Origin of the sequence: Demequina maris (genome assembly GCF_000971155.1) — a bacterium.
GTDB classification, from domain to species: domain Bacteria; phylum Actinomycetota; class Actinomycetes; order Actinomycetales; family Demequinaceae; genus Demequina; species Demequina maris.
On sequence record NZ_BBLX01000007.1, the window covers coordinates 181,055 to 198,952 of the forward strand.

Here is a 17,898-nt window from a genome sequence, read left to right on the forward strand (position 1 = left end):
CGAGTCCAACCTGCCCAAGAAGGGACCGATCGGCGAGGCGCTCGCGCCCGTCGCCGGATTCGGCGTGTCCCTCCGCAACTTCTTCCGTCCCACCGTGACCGAGCAGTACCCCAAGGTCAAGGTGCCGACGATGCCGCGCTACCACGGCCGCCACCAGCTCAACCGTCACCCCGACGGCCTCGAGAAGTGCATCGGCTGCGAGCTGTGCGCGTGGGCGTGCCCGGCGGACGCGATCTACGTCGAGGCGGACTCCAACACGCCCGACCACCAGGTCAGCCCCGGCGAGCGCTACGGCCGCGTCTACCAGATCAACTACCTGCGCTGCATCTTCTGCGGGCTGTGCATCGAGGCGTGCCCGACGCGCGCGCTCACGATGACGAACGAGTACGAGCTCGCCGGTCCCACGCGCGAGGGCCTCATCTACGAGAAGCAGGACCTCCTCGCCCCGATGGGCAAGAACATGCTGGCCGCGCCGCACCCGATGGTGCCCGGCACCACCGACGGCTCGTACTACCGCCAGGAGGTCGACGGCCCGGTCGAGGAGCAGGTCGCGTGGGTGCGCGAGCACCGTCCCGACGACCCGACGCTGCCGGAGAACCGCGGCAAGGAGCCGGTCGAGGACCAGGCGCCCCGCGAGGAGCGCTACACCTCGTCGCAGCACGCGGCCGGCGCGGCGGGCGGCGTCCGCTACGAGAACCAGGGCGGGGGTCCCTTCTAGACATGGTCAATCCCGTCCTCTTCTGGGTCATCGCCGCGATCACCGTGATCCCGGCGCTGTCCCTGCTGTTCGCGCGCAAGGCCGTGCACGTCGCCATGTCGGTGGTGCTCGTCATGGTCGGCCTCGCGACGGCCTACGTGGCGCTCGGCGCCCCGTTCCTCGGCATGGTGCAGATCGTCGTCTACACCGGCGCGGTCATGATGCTCTTCCTCTTCGTGCTCATGCTGGTCGGCGTCGACCAGCGCGAGGAGCTCAAGGAGACCATCAAGGGCCAGCGCTGGATCGGCCTCTTCACGGCGGCCGGCCTGGGCGCCTTCCTCGTGTCGATCGTGGGCCGCACGGTGCTGCCCACCGCCGAGGTCGGCGTGCAGGGCGAGCCCGACGTCATCGCCGTCATGCTGTTCGAGAAGTACGTCCTCGTCATCGAGGTGCTCGGCTTCCTGCTCATCACCGCCGCGGTCGGCGCGCTCGTGCTCACGCACACGCCGCGCCTCAAGCCGCGCCGCACCCAGCTCGAGGTCCAGCGCGACCGCGTGCTCATGGGCGCGGACCCGGTCAACAAGCCCATGCCGGGCGTGTACGCGCGCCACAACGCGCTCGACGTGCCCGCGCTCGACCCGGAGGGCCAGCCGATCGAGCACTCGATCTCCCGCGTCCTCAAGGTGCGCAACCAGACCGTCGAGGGCGAGCAGTGGCGAGCGCAGCTCGAGGACCCGTCGCACCAGGAGGGTGACCGCTGATGGACCCCATCAACTTCGTCATCCTCGCGAGCATCCTGTTCGCGATCGGCGCGGCCGCCGTGCTCCTGCGGCGCAACGCGATCATCGCCTTCATGGGCGTCGAGCTCATGCTCAACGCCGCGAACCTCGCGCTCGTCGCCTTCTCCCGCATGCACGGTGAGATCGACGGACAGATCATGGCGTTCTTCGTCCTGGTCGTCGCGGCCGCGGAGGTCGTCGTGGGACTCGCGATCATCATCGCCGTGTTCCGCGCGCGCCAGACCATCTCGCTCGACGAACCCGCTGAGCTGAAGGGCTGAAATGCTTGACCTGACCTGGCTTCTCATCGCCGTGCCCTTGGCCAGCAGCTTCGTGCTGCTGCTCCTGGGCAAGCGCGCGAACCCCTGGGGGCACTGGCTCGGCGTGGCCGCCTCCGGCACCGCGTTCGTCATCGGCCTGCTCGCGCTCATCCAGATGCTCGGCCTCGACGCGCACGACCGCTCGCATGCCGTCCACCTGTTCAGCTGGATCCCCGGCGGCGAGCTGAACCTCGACGCCGGCCTGCTGGTGGACCCGCTGTCGATGACGTTCGTGATGCTCGTGACGTTCGTCGGCACGCTCATCCACATCTACTCCGTGGCGTACATGGAGCACGACCCGAACCGCCGCATCTTCTTCGCGTACCTCAACCTGTTCGTGGCCGCGATGCTGCTGCTGGTGCTCGCGGACTCCTACCTCCTGCTGTTCGTCGGCTGGGAGGGCGTGGGCCTCGCGTCGTACCTCCTCATCGGCTTCTGGAACCAGAAGCCCGAGTACGCGACGGCGGCGAACAAGGCCTTCGTGGTCAACCGCATCGGCGACATCGGCCTCATCCTCGCGATGGGCCTCATGTTCACGTACCTCGGCGGCGTCGACTTCGCGACGGTGTTCGCGGCGGCCCCGGAGGCCTCGACCGCGCAGCTCACCGCGATCGGCCTCACGTTGCTGCTGGCCGCGACCGGCAAGTCCGCGCAGTTCCCGCTGCAGTCCTGGCTGGGCGACGCGATGGCGGGCCCGACCCCGGTGTCGGCGCTCATCCACGCCGCGACCATGGTGACCGCGGGCGTCTACCTCATCGTCCGCTCCGCGCCGATCTACGAGGGCGCGCCCGCCGCGCAGACCGTCGTGGCCGCGATCGGTGCGTTCACGCTGATCCTCGGTGCGCTCATCGGTATGGCGAAGGACGACATCAAGAAGGCGCTCGCCGCGTCGACGATGTCGCAGATCGGCTACATGATGCTCGCCGCGGGCCTCGGCCCGATCGGCTACGCCTTCGCGATCTTCCACCTCGTCACGCACGGCTTCTTCAAGGCCGGCATGTTCCTCGGCGCCGGCTCGGTCATGCACGGCATGCACGACCAGGTCGACATGCGCCGCTACGGCGCGCTGCGGACCGCGATGGTGACCACCTGGGTCACGTTCGGCCTCGGCTGGCTCGCGATCCTCGGCGTCCCGCCGTTCTCGGGCTTCTGGTCGAAGGACAAGATCATCGAGGCCGCCTTCGTGGGCGAGGGCGCGCAGCCCTGGATCCTCGGCGGCGCCGCCCTCATCGGCGCGGGCCTCACGGCCTTCTACATGTCGCGCCTGTTCTTCATGACGTTCCACGGCAAGGCGCGCTGGACGGACGACCAGCACCCGCACGAGTCGCCGGCCCTCATGACGGTGCCGATGATCATCCTCGCGGTCGGCTCGGCCTTCCTCGGCCTGTTCCTCGCGATGGGCGACCGCTTCACCGACTGGCTCGAGCCCGTGACCGGCCACGCCGAGCACCACGAGCCCGTGCTCCCGGTCCCGGTGATCATGGTCGCGACGCTGCTGCTCGTCGCGCTCGGCGCGTGGGTCGCGTGGCGCAAGTACGGCGCCGCCGACGTGCCCGAGACCGCCCCGGCGGCCTCGCTGGCCACCATCGCGGCCCGCAACGACATGTTCCAGGACTCGGTCAACAGGGGCGTCTTCGAGCGCCCCGGCACCCACCTCACCCGCACCCTCGTGTACGCCGACGCGGCGCTCGTCGACGGCGCGGTGGACAAGACCGCGCACAGCTTCGCCCGTACCGGCGAGTCCGTGCGCAAGACGCAGAACGGTCAGGTGCGCTCGTACGCGCTGACCATGCTGGTGGGTCTCGTCATCGTCATCATCGTCGTGGTGCAGGGGGGTCTCTAAACCATGTTCCCGATCCTCTCCGTCATGGTGGCGCTGCCCGCGCTCGGCGCCGTCCTGCTCTGGGCCCTGCCCGGCGGGGCGCGCGCCCGGGTGCGCGAGCTGGCGCTCGCCATCACCGGGGTCGAGCTCGTGCTCGCCGTCGTGCTGTTCCTGCAGTTCGACACGTCGGCCGCGGGCACCATCCAGTTCTCCGAGACCTACGCGTGGATCCCGCAGATCGGCACCAGCTGGGCGCTCGGCGTCAACGGCATCGGCCTGCTGATGATCGTGCTGTCCGCGCTCCTCACGCCGCTGGCGATCCTCGCCGGCTGGTGGGAGGACAAGGACCCCGCGCGCCGCACGCACTACCTCGCGCTGATCCTGCTGAGCGAGGCGTTCATGGTCGGCATCTTCGCCGCCCGCGACGTCTTCCTCTTCTACGTGCTGTTCGAGGCGATGCTCATCCCGCTGTACTTCCTCATCGGCTCGTTCGGCGGCGGCCAGCGCCGCTACGCCGCGGTGAAGTTCCTGCTGTACTCGCTTGCCGGCGGACTGGTGATGCTGGTCGGCGTGGTGGCCCTGTACTTCCAGGGCCCCGGCGGCGAGCAGGCGTTCCTCACGGACAACCTCACCGACCTCGACATGTCGACCACGGCGGAGCGGCTGATCTTCCTCGCCTTCTTCCTCGCGTTCGCGATCAAGGCGCCGATGGTCCCCGTCCACACGTGGCTGCCCACGGTCGCGGAGACCGCCCGCCCGGGTACGACCGCGCTGCTGGTCGCGGTGCTCGACAAGATCGGCACCTTCGGCATGCTCACGCTGTGCGTGGCGCTGTTCCCGGACGCCGCCGCGTGGGCCGCGCCGGTGATCATCGGCTTCGCCGTGATCTCGGTGATCTACGGCGCGCTGCTCGCGATCGGGCAGAAGGACATGCTCCGCCTGGTGGCGTTCACCTCGGTGAGCCACTTCGGCATCATGGTCCTCGGCATCTTCGCCTTCACGCAGACCTCGGTCGAGGGCGCCGCGTTCTACATGTTCAACCACGGCCTGTCGACGGGCGCGCTGTTCTTCGCGGTCGGGTTCCTCATCCACCGCTACGGCACCGCGGACGTGACGGCCTACGGCGGCCTCCAGCGCATCGTCCCCGTGTTCGCGGGCACGTTCCTGATCGTCGGCCTCAGCGCCCTGGCGCTGCCGGGCCTGTCGCCGTTCGTGTCGGAGATCATGGTCCTCGTCGGGGCCTTCTCGGTCGCGAAGGTCGCGGTGATCGTCTCCGCGATCGGCGTGGTGCTGGCGGCGCTGTACGTGCTGCTCACGTACCAGAAGGTGTTCACGGGCCCCGCGCCCGAGCGCCGCAAGCCGGTCCTGGAGCTCACGCGCCGCGAGCGCGTGGTGCTGTGGCCGCTCATCGCGCTGATGCTGGTGCTCGGCTTCCTGCCCGGCATCGCCATCGACACGCTGCGTGAGCCGTCGTCCGACATCGTGGCCACCGTTCCCACCGAGGAGGCAGGTCAGTGAGCTTCACGACCCCCGAGATCGCCTGGGCGCCGCTCGCGCCCGTCATCATCGTCCTCGGCGCGGCCGCGGTCGCGATCCTGATCGAGTCCTTCGTGCGCGCGGCGCAGACGCGCCGCCGCGTGCAGCTCGGCGTCTCCGTCGTCGCGCTGCTGGCGGCCGCCGGCACCGCGATCGTGCAGTGGGCCACCCTCGAGGGCGCGGGCACGATCGTGCTCGACGGCATGCTGACCGTCGACCGCCAGTCGCTCGCGTGGCAGGTGCTCATCGTCGTGTTCGGCACGCTCGGGATGCTGCTGTTCGCGGCGCGCACCCGCGCGGGCGAGGAGGCGTTCACGCCGCTCGGCTCCGTCGCCCCCGGCTCGACCGAGGAGACCCTCGCACGCCGCAAGGGCATGCAGGTGACCGAGGTGTTCCCGCTCGCGCTGTTCGCGGTGGGCGGCATGATGCTGTTCACCTCGGTGACGGACCTGATCTTCCTGTTCGTCGCGCTCGAGGTGTTCTCGCTGCCGCTGTACATCCTCGTGGCGCTCGCGCGCCGCCGCCGCTTCCTCTCTCACGAGGGCGCCCTGAAGTACTTCCTGCTCGGCGCGTTCTCCTCGGCGATCCTGCTGTTCGGCGCGGCCTTCCTCTACGGCGCCACCGGCTCGACCTCGTACACCGAGATCGCGCAGGGCGTCGCCTCGGTCAGCGGTGTCGACGCGCTCGTGCTCGCGGGCGCGGTCATGGTCGTCGTGGGCCTGCTGTTCAAGATCGGCGCCGTGCCGTTCCACTCGTGGACGCCGGACGCCTACCAGGGCGCGCCCACCCCGGTGACGGCCTTCATGGCGGCCGCGACCAAGGCCGCCGCCACCGCCGCGCTGCTGCGCGTCGTGTACGAGGCATTCTACGGTCTCGAGTGGGAGCTGTCGTGGCTGATCTGGGGCGTCTCGATCGCCTCGATGCTGCTCGGCACCGTGGTCGCGCTCGTCCAGACCGAGCTCAAGCGCATGCTCGCCTACTCGTCGGTCGCGCACGCCGGATTCATCCTGGTCGCCTTCGCGGGCTTCCCCGACGGCGCGCTCTCGGCGCTCCCGTTCTACCTCGCCTCGTACGGCCTCGCGACGCTGGGCGCGTTCGCGGTCATCACGCAGGTGCGTGAGAAGGCCGAGGACGGCACCGTCATGGGCGAGGCGACGCGCCTCGGCCAGTGGGCCGGCCTGGGCAAGCGCTCGCCGTGGCTCGCCGCCGCGATGGCGCTGTTCCTGCTGTCGTTCGCGGGCATCCCGCTGACCGCCGGCTTCGTCGGGAAGTTCGTCGCGTTCGCCGCGGCGATCTCCGCGGGCGCGTGGCCGCTCGTGCTGATCGCGGTGATCGCCTCGGCCGCCGCCGCGTTCTTCTACGTCCGCCTCATCGTGCTGATGTTCCTCACCGACGTGCCCGAGGGCCAGGAGGACGCCGTCGAGATCGACCACAGCCCGCTCGCCCGCGTCGTCGTCGTGATCGCCGCCGCCGCGGTGGTGCTGCTCGGCGTCGTGCCCGGTCCCGTGCTCGCCGCTTTCGAGAACGCCGGCGTGCTGCTCCTGGGAGCGGCGGGCTAGCGCATGGCGACACTCGCGATCGGCAACGAGGCGCTCGAGGCGGAGCTCCTGCCGCGCCTCGAGCTCGTCGAGGAGCGCCTGCGCGACGCCGTCGCGCAGTCCGACACGCTCGCCGACGCGACCTCGCGCCACCTCGTCGACGCGGGCGGCAAGCGCCTGCGCCCCGTGCTCGCGCTGCTGTGCGCGCAGCTGGGCGACGGCGCGCGCCCCGAGGTGCTCGACGCCGCCGTGGTGGTCGAGCTCACGCACCTCGCGACGCTGTACCACGACGACGTCATGGACTCGGCGCCCACGCGTCGCGGCGCCCCCGCGGCGCACGAGGTGTGGGGCAACTCGGTCGCGATCCTCACCGGCGACCTGCTGTTCGCGCGCGCCTCGCGCGTGGTCGCGGGACTCGGCCCGCAGGCCGTCCGGATCCAGGCGGAGACGTTCGAGCGCCTGTGCCTGGGCCAGCTCCACGAGACGGTCGGCGCGTCCGAGACGGACGACCCCATCGCCTTCTACCTCCAGGTGCTCGCCGACAAGACGGGCTCGCTCATCGCGACCTCGGCGCGCTTCGGGGCGATGTTCGGCGGCTGCCCTCCGACCATCGTCGAGCAGGTGACCGCGTACGGCGAGGCCGCCGGCGTCGCGTTCCAGCTCGCCGACGACGTGATCGACATCCGCTCCGACGCCGCCACCACGGGCAAGACTCCCGGCACGGACCTGCGCGAGGGCGTCCCCACGATGCCCGTGCTGCTGCTCCGCCGTCGTCTCGCCGCGGGCGACGGCACGGACGCGGACCGCGAGCTGCTCGCCGCGATCGACGGCGACCTGTCCGACGACGCGGTGCTCGCCTCCGTGGTCGAGCGGCTCGCCGCGCACGTGGTGGTCGACGAGACCGCGACGCTCGCGCGCGCGTGGGCCCAGCAGGCCAAGGACGCGGTCGCGCAGCTGCCGGAGGGCGACGTCAAGGCGTCGCTGCTGGCCTTCGCGGACGCGCTGGTCGCCCGCGCGGCCTGACCGCCGCCGCCCTCACCCCACCCCCACCGCATCCCCACTCCCACCGTGCTGCGGGGAGGTGGCCGACGGTTTCCGGAAGTCTTCGACTCCTACGGGGAGCTGAGCGACGCCCGGAAGTGGTACGTGACGGTCATTTCCGGGACGTTCGTGCGCGTCATGGGTAGGCCATGGTCGCTCCGGCGCGCGGGGGAGCGGGCGACAACCGTCCACCCATGAGGCGCGGCGATCCCCGAGAATCGACAATGGTCTACCCAGTGCGCGGGTGGGCGGGCGGGCACGCGGGCGCGAGCCGCGCCGGCTCACACCGGCTCGGTGACCTCGCCCGAGACCGCCGCCGCCGGGTCCTTCACCCGCGAGCGCGCCCGCCACGAGTCCACCGTGATGAGCACCAGCGCGACCCACACGAGCGCGAAGCCGGCCCACCGCGCGGGCGGCATCGGCTCGTGGAAGTGCCACACGGCGAGCGCGAAGGTCATCGTGGGCGCGATGTACTGCAGCAGCCCCGAGATGTTGAGCGGGAGGCGTCGCGCGCCCGCCGCGAAGATCAGCAGCGCGCCGGCGGTCCACGTGCCGGTGGTGAGCATGAGCGCGTCGTGCCACCCGCCCAGGCCCTCCGCGCCGCGCGCGAACAGCGTCGCCTGACCCGCGATGCCCACCCAGGCGAGCACGCCGATCGCGACGGGCAGCTGCACCGCCGTCTCCACCGTGAGGCCGGTCAGCGCGTCGACCTTGTGGCCCACGTCCTTCTTGATGAACGAGTAGGTGGCGAAGCTGAACGCCAGCACGAGCGAGATCCACGGCAGGCCGCCCATCTCGATCGCGAGCACCAGCACCGCGATCGCCGCGACCCCGATCGCGACCAGCTGCAGCCTGCGCAGCCGCTCGCCGAGCAGCAGCACGCCGAGCGCCACCGTGATGAGCGGGTTGATGTAGTACCCCAGCGACGTCGACGCGACCCGGTCCGTCACGACGGCGTAGACCATGACGCCCCAGTTGAGGGCGATGACGAACGATGCGACCGCGAGCCGTGCGAGCACCTGCCGGTCGCGGACGACGGCGACGATGCGCGCCCAGCCGCGGACGAACGGCACGATCGCGAGGCACACCGCGAGCGAGGAGATCGACCGCCAGGCCACGATCTCGAGGGCGCCGGCCGGCTCGAGCGCGGCCATGAAGATCGGGAACAGGCCCCAGATGAAGTAGGCGGAGGCGCCGTAGGCGAGGCCGCGGCGGTCGAGCGAGGGGGTCACCAGGAGATTCTGCCACCCGCTGGCCCTCGACCTGCAGGGCCAGTCCGCCGCAGCTGGCCCCACCAGCGCGAGGAGGATCCAGGCGGCGCCCGCCCCTCCGCGGAAGATTTCGCCCATTTCGATTTGCAAGCGTTTACATGCACCGATACGCTCGCGCTCAGTTGGACCGCTCAGCATCACACCGACGTGACCAGGCCACAGCGTGGTGGCCCCGAACCTGGGAGTTTCCTTGTCCAAGCCGCTGACCGTGCGAGGCACGGCCGCCCTCCTGCTCCTCACCCTCACCGTCGCCTTCGCCGCCCTCACCGGCATCGCCGCACCGTCCGTCGCCGCGGACCGGACCTTCGCCCTCGTCGGCAACCTCCAGGACGAGCTCGGCTGCCCCGGCGACTGGCAGCCGGAGTGCGTCGAGACCGAGCTCGCCCCGACCGGGACCGCCGACCTCTACGCGGCCGAGTTCGACGTGCCCGCCGGCACGTACGAGTACAAGGTCGCGGTCGACGATCTGTGGGACGAGTCCTACGGACTCGACGGCGGCGCAGCGAACATCCCGCTCGCCCTCCCGAACGCCGCGACGCTGCGCTTCCTCTTCGACGACGCGGCGAAGCGGGTGGGGCTCGAGGTGGTCTCGATCGGCGCCGGCTACACGGCCGAGGACGATGCGCTCGTCGCCGACCCCGTCCGCCAGGCGGGATCGGACGAGCAGTTCTACTTCGTCATGACCGACCGCTTCGCCAACGGCGACACCGCGAACGACGAGGGCGGGCTCACGGGCGACAGCCTCACCACCGGCTTCGACCCCACGGACAAGGGCTTCTACAACGGCGGCGACCTCGCCGGCCTGGCCGCGAACCTCGACTACATCGAGGGGCTCGGGACCACCGCGATCTGGCTCACCCCGTCCTTCAAGAACAGGCCTGTCCAGGGCACCGGTGCCGACGCGAGCGCCGGGTACCACGGCTATTGGGTCACCGACTTCACGCAGATCGACCCGCACCTCGGCACCAACGAGGAGCTCGAGGCCCTCATCGCGGACGCCCACGACCGCGGTATCAAGGTCTACTTCGACATCATCACCAACCACACCGCTGACGTCATCGACTACGCGGAGGGCGAGTACTCGTACATCGAGCAGGCCGACGTGCCCTATCTCGACGCGAGCGGCACCGCCTTCGACCCCGCCGACTACGCCGGCACCGGGACGTTCCCCGACCTCGACGCCGCCACCTCGTTCCCGTACACGCCGGTGGTCGCAGCCGAGGACGCCGACCTCAAGGTGCCGTCCTGGCTCAACGACCCGACGCTCTATCACAACCGCGGCGACTCGACCTGGACGGGCGAGTCGGTGACGTACGGCGACTTCGTGGGCCTCGACGACCTCATGACCGAGCACCCGACCGTCGTCGAGGGCTTCATCGACGTGTACGAGGGCTGGGTCGACCTCGGCATCGACGGCTTCCGCATCGACACCGCCAAGCACGTCAACTTCGAGTTCTGGGAGCAGTGGAGCGCCGAGGTGCTCGCGTACGCGCAGGCCCACGGCAAGCCGGACTTCTTCATGTTCGGCGAGGTCTACGACGCGGACCCGGTCAAGCTCGCGCCGTACATCCGTGACACCGACATGAGCTCGGTGCTCGACTTCACCTTCCAGTCCTCCGCCGTGAGCTTCGCGAGCGGCAACTCCGCCAAGGGGCTGAGCACCCTCTACGCGGGCGACGACCGCTACACCACGCCCGACAGCTCCGCGACGGCGCTGCCGACCTTCCTGGGCAACCACGACATGGGCCGCGTCGGCTACTTCATGCGCAACACCGACGCTCCGCTCGCGCGCACGATGCTCGCGAACGACCTCATGTTCCTGGGCCGCGGCCAGCCGGTGGTCTACTACGGCGACGAGCAGGGCTTCGTGGGCGCCGACCCGGGCAACGACAAGAGCGCACGCCAGTCGCTCTTCGCGTCGCAGGTGACGGAGTACACCGACCAGACGCTCCTCACCGGCGAGACCGTGGGCAGCGTCGACCGCTACGACACCGACGTGCCGCTCTACGAGCAGATCGCGGAGCTGTCGTCCCTGCGCGAGACCTACCCCGCCCTCAGCACGGGCGCCCAGATCGAGCGCTTCGTCTCCGACGGCGCGGGCGTCTACGCATTCTCGCGGGTCGACCCCGACGAGCGCATCGAGCACCTGGTTGCGCTCAACAACACCGGCGCCGACATCACCGTCGACATCCCGACGCTCACCTCGGGCGCCACGTTCGCCGGCGTCTACGGCACGTCGGCCTCGGTGACGGCGGACGATGCGGGCGTCGCGACGGTGACGGTGCCCGCCCTGGGCGCGGTGGTCCTGCGCGCGGACGGCGAGGTGAGCGCGCCCGCCGAGGCGGCCGCGCTCACGGTCACGGCGCCGAGCGCCGGTGCGGAGGCCGCCGGGCAGATGGCGGTGAGCGCCCAGGCCGACGGCGCGTGGCGCCAGACGAGCTTCGCGTGGCGCATCGTGGGCGACGCGGAGTGGCACGCGCTCGGCACCGCCGAGACCGCGACCCCGCGGGTGTTCCACGACGTCCCCGACCTCGCGGACGGCACGCTCCTCGAGTACCGCGCCGTGTCCGTCGACGCGGCCGGCCAGGTGTCCGCGGCGTCGACCTACGCCTCGGTCGGCCACCCGGTCGCGATCGTCGAGGAGGAGCAGCCGGAGGTCACCTACGACTCCGTCACCATCGCGGGCGACCTCCAGTCGGAGATCGGCTGCGCGGGCGACTGGGACCCGGCCTGCGAGGGCGCGATGCTCACCGAGGGCCCGGCAGGGATCTGGACGGGCACGTTCGACGTGCCCGCCGGGGACTGGCAGTACAAGGTCGCGATCGACGGCTCGTGGGGCCTCAACTTCGGCGCGAACGGCGTCCAGGACGGACCCAACATCGCGATCACCCACGGCGGCGGCGAGATCACCTTCTACTTCGACGCGCGCAGCAACATCGTGCAGTCGACCGCGGAGGGGCCCATCGTCACCCTGCCCGGCTCGTACCAGTCCGAGATCGGCTGCCCGGGCGACTGGGATCCCGGCTGCCTCCTGAGCCTCATGGCCGACGGCGACAGGGACGGCGTCTACACCTTCTCCACCACCGGCATCCCGGCCGGCGCCTACGAGCTCAAGGTCGCGCATGGGATGAGCTGGGACGAGAACTACGGTCAGGACGGCGTGCCCGGCGGCGCGAACATGTCCTTCTCCACCGACGACGGCGAGCTGGTCACCTTCAGCTACACGCTGGCGACGCACCTCCTCGACATCGAGGTCGCCAACCCGCCGTTGGCCGGCTCGGGCGAGTCGCGCGCGTACTGGATCGACCAGGACACGCTCGCCTGGCCCGCCGACCTGGGCGCCGGTGACGCGTTCCGGCTCTACGCCTCGTCCGACGCCTCGCTCGCGATCGCGGACGGGACGGTCACCGGGGGCGACGGCCACGACCTGACGGTGGTGCCCGGGGGGCTCACCGACGCGCAGCTCGAGCGCTTCCGGGCGCTCGACGGGTACGTCGCGCTGCACCTCGACGCGTCCCGCGAGGACGTGCAGGAGATGCTGCGCGGCCAGCTCGCGGTCGCGCAGTCCGCGGACGATGCGCTGACCGCCTTCACCGGCGTGCAGATCGCGGGCGTGCTCGACGACCTCTACGCCGAGGCGGCGGCCGGCACCGGGCTCGGCGCCGTCTACGGCGACGGCGGCCTCGTGCTCAACGTGTGGGCGCCCACGGCCCAGGACGCGACGCTGCTCGCCTGGGAGCCGGGCGCGACCGGCGACCCGGCGCGCCACGCCGCCACCCTCGACCCGGCGACCGGCATCTGGTCGGTCGCGGACGACGGCACGCTCGACGGCGCCGAGTACCTCTGGGAGGTCGTGGTCTACGCGCCGAGCACGGGCGCGATCGAGACGAACGAGGTGACCGATCCCTACTCGGTCGCCCTCACGCTCAACTCGGAGCGCTCGGTCGCGATCGACCTCGACGACCCGGCCTGGCGCCCGGACGCCTGGGAGGACACCCCGTCCCCCCTCGTCGAGCGCGCGGTCGACCAGACCATCTACGAGCTCCACATCCGCGACTTCTCGATCGGCGACGAGTCCGTGCCGGAGGCGGAGCGCGGGACGTACCTCGCCTTCACCGAGGAGGGAGCGGGACGGGCGCAGCTGCGCCAGCTCGCGGAGGCGGGCATCACCACGGTGCACCTGCTGCCGTCGTTCGACCTCGCGACCATCGAGGAGGACCGTGCGGCCCAGCTCGAGCCCGACTGCGACCTCGAGTCGTTCGCGCCCGACTCCGACGCGCAGCAGGCCTGCGTGATGGCGGTCGCCGACGAGGACGGCTTCAACTGGGGCTACGACCCGTTCCACTACACGGTGCCCGAGGGGTCGTACGCCGTGGACGCGGACGGCGGCGCGCGCGTCGCGGAGTTCCGTTCGATGGTGGGCGCGCTCCACGAGGACGGCCTCCAGGTGGTGCTCGACCAGGTCTTCAACCACACGGCGCAATCGGGCCAGGGCGACAAGTCCGTGCTCGACCAGGTGGTGCCGGGCTACTACCAGCGGCTCAGCGCGACGGGCGCGATCGAGACCTCGACGTGCTGCCAGAACGTCGCGACCGAGAACGCCATGGCCGGCCGGCTCATGGTGGACTCGGTGGTGACGTGGGCCAGGGACTACAAGGTCGACGGCTTCCGCTTCGACCTCATGGGCCACCACTCGCGCCAGAACATGCTCGACGTCCGTGAGGCGCTCGACGCCCTCACGCTCGAGGCCGACGGCGTGGACGGCTCGGCGATCTACCTCTACGGCGAAGGGTGGAACTTCGGCGAGGTCGCGGACAACGCGCTGTTCGACCAGGCCACGCAGGGCCAGCTCGGCGGCACCGGGATCGGGACCTTCTCCGACCGGCTGCGCGACGCCGTCCACGGCGGCAGCCCGGTCGACGGCTCGTCGACGTTCCAGCAGGGCTTCGGCACCGGGCTCGGCACCGACCCGAACGGCGACCCGATCAACGGCACCACCGAGGAGGCGCTCGCGGACCTCGCCCACCAGACCGACCTCGTGAAGCTCGGCCTCGCGGGCAACCTCCGCGCCTACGAGCTGCTCGCCTCGACCGGGGAGGTGCTGCGCGGCGACGAGCTCGACTACCGCGGCTCGCCCGCCGGCTACGCCGACGAGCCCGACGAGGTCGTCACGTACGTGGACGCGCACGACAACGAGACGCTGTTCGACCTCGGCGTGCTCAAGCTCCCGACGGACACGTCGATGGCGGACCGCGTGCGCATGAACACGCTGTCGCTGGCGACCACCGCGTACGCGCAGACGCCCTCGTTCTGGCATGCCGGCACCGAGCTCCTGCGCTCCAAGTCGCTCGACCGCAACAGCTACAACTCGGGCGACTGGTTCAACCGCATCGACTGGACCGGCCAGGAGTCGACCTTCGGCTCCGGCCTGCCGCCGGCCGCGGACAACGAGGGCAAGTGGTCGATCATGGCCCCGCTGCTCGCCGACCCGTCGCTCAAGCCGGCCGCCGCCGACATCGCGACGGCCGAGGCGGCCGCGCTCGACCTGCTCGAGGCGCGCTCCGAGGTGCCGCTGCTGCGGCTCGGCTCCGCGGACCTCATCGATCAGAAGGTGACGTTCCCGGGCTCCGGCACCGATGCGACACCCGGCCTCGTGGTCATGCTGATCGACGACCTCGTGGGCGAGGACGTCGACCCGCGGCTCGCCGGCGCGCTCGTGGTCCTCAACGCCTCACCCGAGGCGATCACCACGGCGCTCCCCGAGCTCGAGGGCCGGAAGTTCGCGCTCACGCCCGCGCTCGCCAAGGGCTCCGACCCGGTGGTGAAGGCCACGAAGGTCTCCGCCAGGACCGGCACGCTCACCATCCCCGCGCGCACCGCGGCGGTGCTCGTCGAGGGGCAGTCGAAGGGCAGCGGGAAGGGCAACGGCTCGGGCAACGGCAAGGGTCAGGGGAGCGACGGGGCGCCGGGCAGGCCCGCGCTCATGTGAGGCGTGCCGGCCCCCGGGGCACGTGTCCTGCCTCGGGGGCCGGCCGGCGCCTCACGACCCCGCGGACCGTCCCGCCGCGGCGATCCACGCCAGCATCCACGTGCGGGAGTCGCCGTCATCGATCGCGGAGTCCGGCAGCTCGATCGCCTCCGCCCACGCGGCCGCCCGCTCCTCGTCGCCGGCGAGCGCGCGGTACATGAGGAGGTAGTCCGCGAACTGGGAGGGCGTGGTCTGCCCCCACGCCTCGTCGACCGCGGCGACGATGCGGTCCGCCGGCACCGCGGCGAGGTACCCGGCCGCGGCGGGCTGGGCCGGGATCACCTGGATCCCGAGCATCGCCGCCGGGTCGTCGCTGAACCAGGTCGCGTAGTCCCGCTTCGCGCCCCACTCGATCGCGACGATGGGGTGCGCGTACCCGTCGAGCCCGGTGAGGTCGGGCGCGAGCCACAGCCGCGTCGCGGCCTCGGACTCCGCGGACAGCATCCATCGGGCGGAGGCGCCCAGCGCATCGTCCCCGCGCAGGTCCGCCCACAGCGCGACCGCGTTCCACGCGAGCGCCGCCTCGGAGCTGGACTCCTGGTTGTTGCCGTCCGCGAACGGGCTGATGCCGGACGCCCACGAGTGCCCCTCGACCGGGTCGAACGCGCGGCGCACCGGGAAGGCGTCCGAGGTGCCCGGTGCCGCGATGTCCTCCGCGACGAGGTCCATCACCGGCCCGATGCGCTCGGCCAGCTCGGGGTCGCGCGCCCCCGCCACCGCGGCGGCGTACAGCAGGTAGCCGTAGTGGAAGTGGTGGTCGTTGAACTGCTCCGAGCCGAACGCCGTCGCCAGCCCCACCACGCCCCGCAGCGTCGGGTCGTACGTGAAGCAGCGCTCGGCACGCTCGGCGCATCCGTCGGCGGCGCCCCACAGGTCGAGCTGCGTCTCGAGCGTCCCCTGGAGCTGCTCCGCGAAGGCGTCCTCCCCGAGCGCGTCGGCCACCTGCAGCAGGTTGGCGAGCCGGTACAGCGCCTTGGCGCCGAAGTACGTGTCCGCCGGCAGCTCGGGCTCGGCGCCCGCATCGGCCGCGAACGCCGCGGCGATCGCGTCCCGCTGCGCGCCCGTGAGGCCGCCGAGGTCGAGCGCGGCGCTCGGCTCGACCAGCGGGACGTCCCAGGAGACGGACGATGCGCGGCACACCTCGTACGTGCCGTGGATGGTCGCGTACGAGCCGAGCCCGCAGTCGAGCCCCTCCGCGCGGGCGGCCGGCACCGCGACCACGGTCGGCTCGTCGGCGTAGTCGATCGTGGTGGTCGCCGCCTCGCCGAGCGCGAACGAGGCGTCCGCGCCGGCGGCGACCGGCCCGAGCGCCGTCGCGAAGGAGGCAGCGTCGCCGCCCTCGGGCACCGCGAACAGCTGCGCCGAGCCGCCCGGGTCGAGCGCGAGCGACGTCCCGTCGACCGCGGCGCGGTCGAGCGCGATCCCGTACTCGGTGTCGCCGATCGTCGCGGTGGCGAGGTCGTCCCCGGCCGCCTCGAAGGGGGTCGACAGGGTCGCCTCGGCGCCGCCGTCGGACGTGACTGCGACCACGGGCACGCCCTGCGCGAGGGTGAGCTCCACCGGCCCGGTCGTCAGGGTCACGCCGACCGGGCCCGCCGCGGTGACCTCGCCGAATCCGGAGGCGCCCGCCACGGTGACGGTCAGCTCCGCCACCGCGGGCGCGAGGATCGCGGCGGGCTGCGGGTCGGGGCGGGTGAGGCCCATCGCGAAGCCGCCGTCGACCGCCTGGAACGACAGCGGTGCGGGGAAGACCGGCAGCCCGGGGTCGCCGAAGGCGAGCGCCGAGTACCAGCGGTTGGTGGGCGGCACCACGTCCGCCGCGAGCCGGGTCGCGACGCCGGCGTCGGCGGCCGTCGGCAGGATCGACGGGTCGGGGCCGTCCTCACGGGGGCCCGCGGCGGCGACGGTGGCGGGCACGGCGTCGGGCTCGTCCGACGCCGTGCAGCCCGCCCCGGCCAGGGCGAGCACTCCGGCGAGGGTGGCCACGGCGGCGATCCGCCTCACAGACCCACCTTGCGCGCGAGGTCGCCGAGCGCGTCGGTGACCCCCGCGAGCGGACCGTCGTCGCGCAGGTGGAGCGTGGCGGCCACGGGCGTGCCCGCCTGGATCAGGCCGCCGTCCGCCTCGTCCACGAGCGCGTCCGACTCGACGCGCACGGTGACGCGCGCGGCGCCCTCGACGGTCTCGACCGAGTAGTCCGCGACGGTGCCGGCGAGCACCGAGTCGTCCGGCAGCCGCAGCTCGACCGTGGCGTCCTCGACGATGCGCGAGAAGTCGCGCGGCGTGAGGTCGAACTCCGCCGCGGTGTAGAGGCTGTCCTGCTGATCGATCGCGGCGATGACCGAGCCGGCGCCCGCGAAGCTGCCGACGTCCGCGGTGATGTCCCCGACCGTGCCGCCGATCGCCGCCCGGATCGTCACCGTGCCGTTCTTCGCGAGCGAGCCCGGCACCGCCTCGAGGAGGCCCTGCTTGATGTCGCGCGCGAGGATCGGGCTGTCGATCGCGAACAGCCGGTCGCCCTTGGAGACCTGGTCGCCCTCGTCGACGAACCGCTCGACGATGAGGCCGCCGTAGTCCGTCCCCACGTCGTAGCGCGCCGCCTGGATCTCGGCGTTGGTGCTGAGCACCTCGGACTGGCGCCGGTTGAACAGCAGCGTCGCGGCGGCGACGACGAGCAGCACCGCGAGGATGCCGGCAACCATCTTGAGGCGGTTGCCCCACGTCATGACGCCAGCTCCCGGCGGGCGCGGCGGCCGAGGAGCGTCCCCGGCAGGACGGGGCGCACGATCGTCGGCGGAGTCTCGGCGCGAGGCGCGGCCGGACGCGGGGGCGCCTGCGCGGCCGGCGCCGGCGGGGCCGGGGCCCG

At 71.8% G+C, this 17,898-nt stretch carries 11 protein-coding genes; 8 read left to right on the forward strand and 3 right to left on the reverse strand.

Features of this window, described 5'->3' with window-relative positions; all coding sequences use genetic code 11:
* The first annotated feature begins 10 nt into the window (after positions 1 to 10).
* Genes nuoI through AOM02_RS10175 form a run of 7 tightly spaced genes read left to right on the forward strand, consistent with a single transcriptional unit; the run spans position 11 to position 7,715 of the window.
* Entirely contained in the window at positions 11 to 718 is a 708-nt protein-coding gene (gene nuoI, locus AOM02_RS10145; RefSeq protein WP_062299054.1) for an NADH-quinone oxidoreductase subunit NuoI, read from the forward strand.
* 2 nt (positions 719 to 720) lie between these two features.
* Complete coding sequence (locus tag AOM02_RS10150; RefSeq protein WP_062299029.1) at positions 721 to 1,458, forward strand: NADH-quinone oxidoreductase subunit J; 738 nt, start codon at positions 721 to 723, stop codon at positions 1,456 to 1,458.
* The gene (nuoK, locus tag AOM02_RS10155; RefSeq protein ID WP_042213267.1) at positions 1,458 to 1,757 is read left to right on the forward strand and encodes an NADH-quinone oxidoreductase subunit NuoK; all 300 of its coding nucleotides are present in this window, start codon (positions 1,458 to 1,460) and stop codon (positions 1,755 to 1,757) included. The genes AOM02_RS10150 and nuoK overlap by 1 nt, the downstream gene beginning before the upstream one ends.
* Position 1,758: 1 nt before the next feature.
* Positions 1,759 to 3,639: an NADH-quinone oxidoreductase subunit L gene (gene nuoL, locus AOM02_RS10160; protein WP_062299030.1), complete on the forward strand. Its 1,881-nt coding sequence runs from the start codon at positions 1,759 to 1,761 to the stop codon at positions 3,637 to 3,639.
* Between the two features lie 3 nt (positions 3,640 to 3,642).
* Positions 3,643 to 5,136 (forward strand): NADH-quinone oxidoreductase subunit M, encoded by a 1,494-nt coding sequence (locus AOM02_RS10165; protein WP_062299031.1) that lies wholly within the window; start codon positions 3,643 to 3,645, stop codon positions 5,134 to 5,136.
* A complete protein-coding gene (nuoN, locus tag AOM02_RS10170) occupies positions 5,133 to 6,713 on the forward strand; it encodes an NADH-quinone oxidoreductase subunit NuoN (RefSeq protein ID WP_062299032.1) in 1,581 nt (526 codons plus the stop codon). Before AOM02_RS10165 ends, nuoN begins: the two co-directional genes overlap by 4 nt.
* A gap of 3 nt (positions 6,714 to 6,716) precedes the next feature.
* Positions 6,717 to 7,715: a polyprenyl synthetase family protein gene (locus AOM02_RS10175; protein WP_062299033.1), complete on the forward strand. Its 999-nt coding sequence runs from the start codon at positions 6,717 to 6,719 to the stop codon at positions 7,713 to 7,715.
* Positions 7,716 to 8,014: 299 nt separating this feature from the next.
* Here AOM02_RS10175 and rarD read toward each other — a convergent pair whose 3' ends face one another.
* Positions 8,015 to 8,965, reverse strand: a complete 951-nt coding sequence (gene rarD / locus AOM02_RS10180) for an EamA family transporter RarD (RefSeq protein WP_062299034.1) — start codon at positions 8,963 to 8,965, stop codon at positions 8,015 to 8,017.
* A gap of 229 nt (positions 8,966 to 9,194) precedes the next feature.
* On the opposite strand from rarD, the gene pulA reads away from it, so the two are divergent.
* Positions 9,195 to 14,993, forward strand: a complete 5,799-nt coding sequence (gene pulA, locus AOM02_RS10185) for a pullulanase-type alpha-1,6-glucosidase (protein ID WP_082105021.1) — start codon at positions 9,195 to 9,197, stop codon at positions 14,991 to 14,993.
* A gap of 51 nt (positions 14,994 to 15,044) precedes the next feature.
* On the opposite strand, the gene AOM02_RS10190 is transcribed toward pulA, so the two are convergent.
* Positions 15,045 to 17,036, reverse strand: coding sequence for a glycosyl hydrolase (locus AOM02_RS10190; protein ID WP_062299035.1), 1,992 nt, complete (start codon positions 17,034 to 17,036; stop codon positions 15,045 to 15,047).
* A complete protein-coding gene (locus tag AOM02_RS10195) occupies positions 17,033 to 17,758 on the reverse strand; it encodes an efflux RND transporter periplasmic adaptor subunit (RefSeq protein ID WP_062299036.1) in 726 nt (241 codons plus the stop codon). Before AOM02_RS10195 ends, AOM02_RS10190 begins: the two co-directional genes overlap by 4 nt.
* Positions 17,759 to 17,898: the final 140 nt, after the last annotated feature.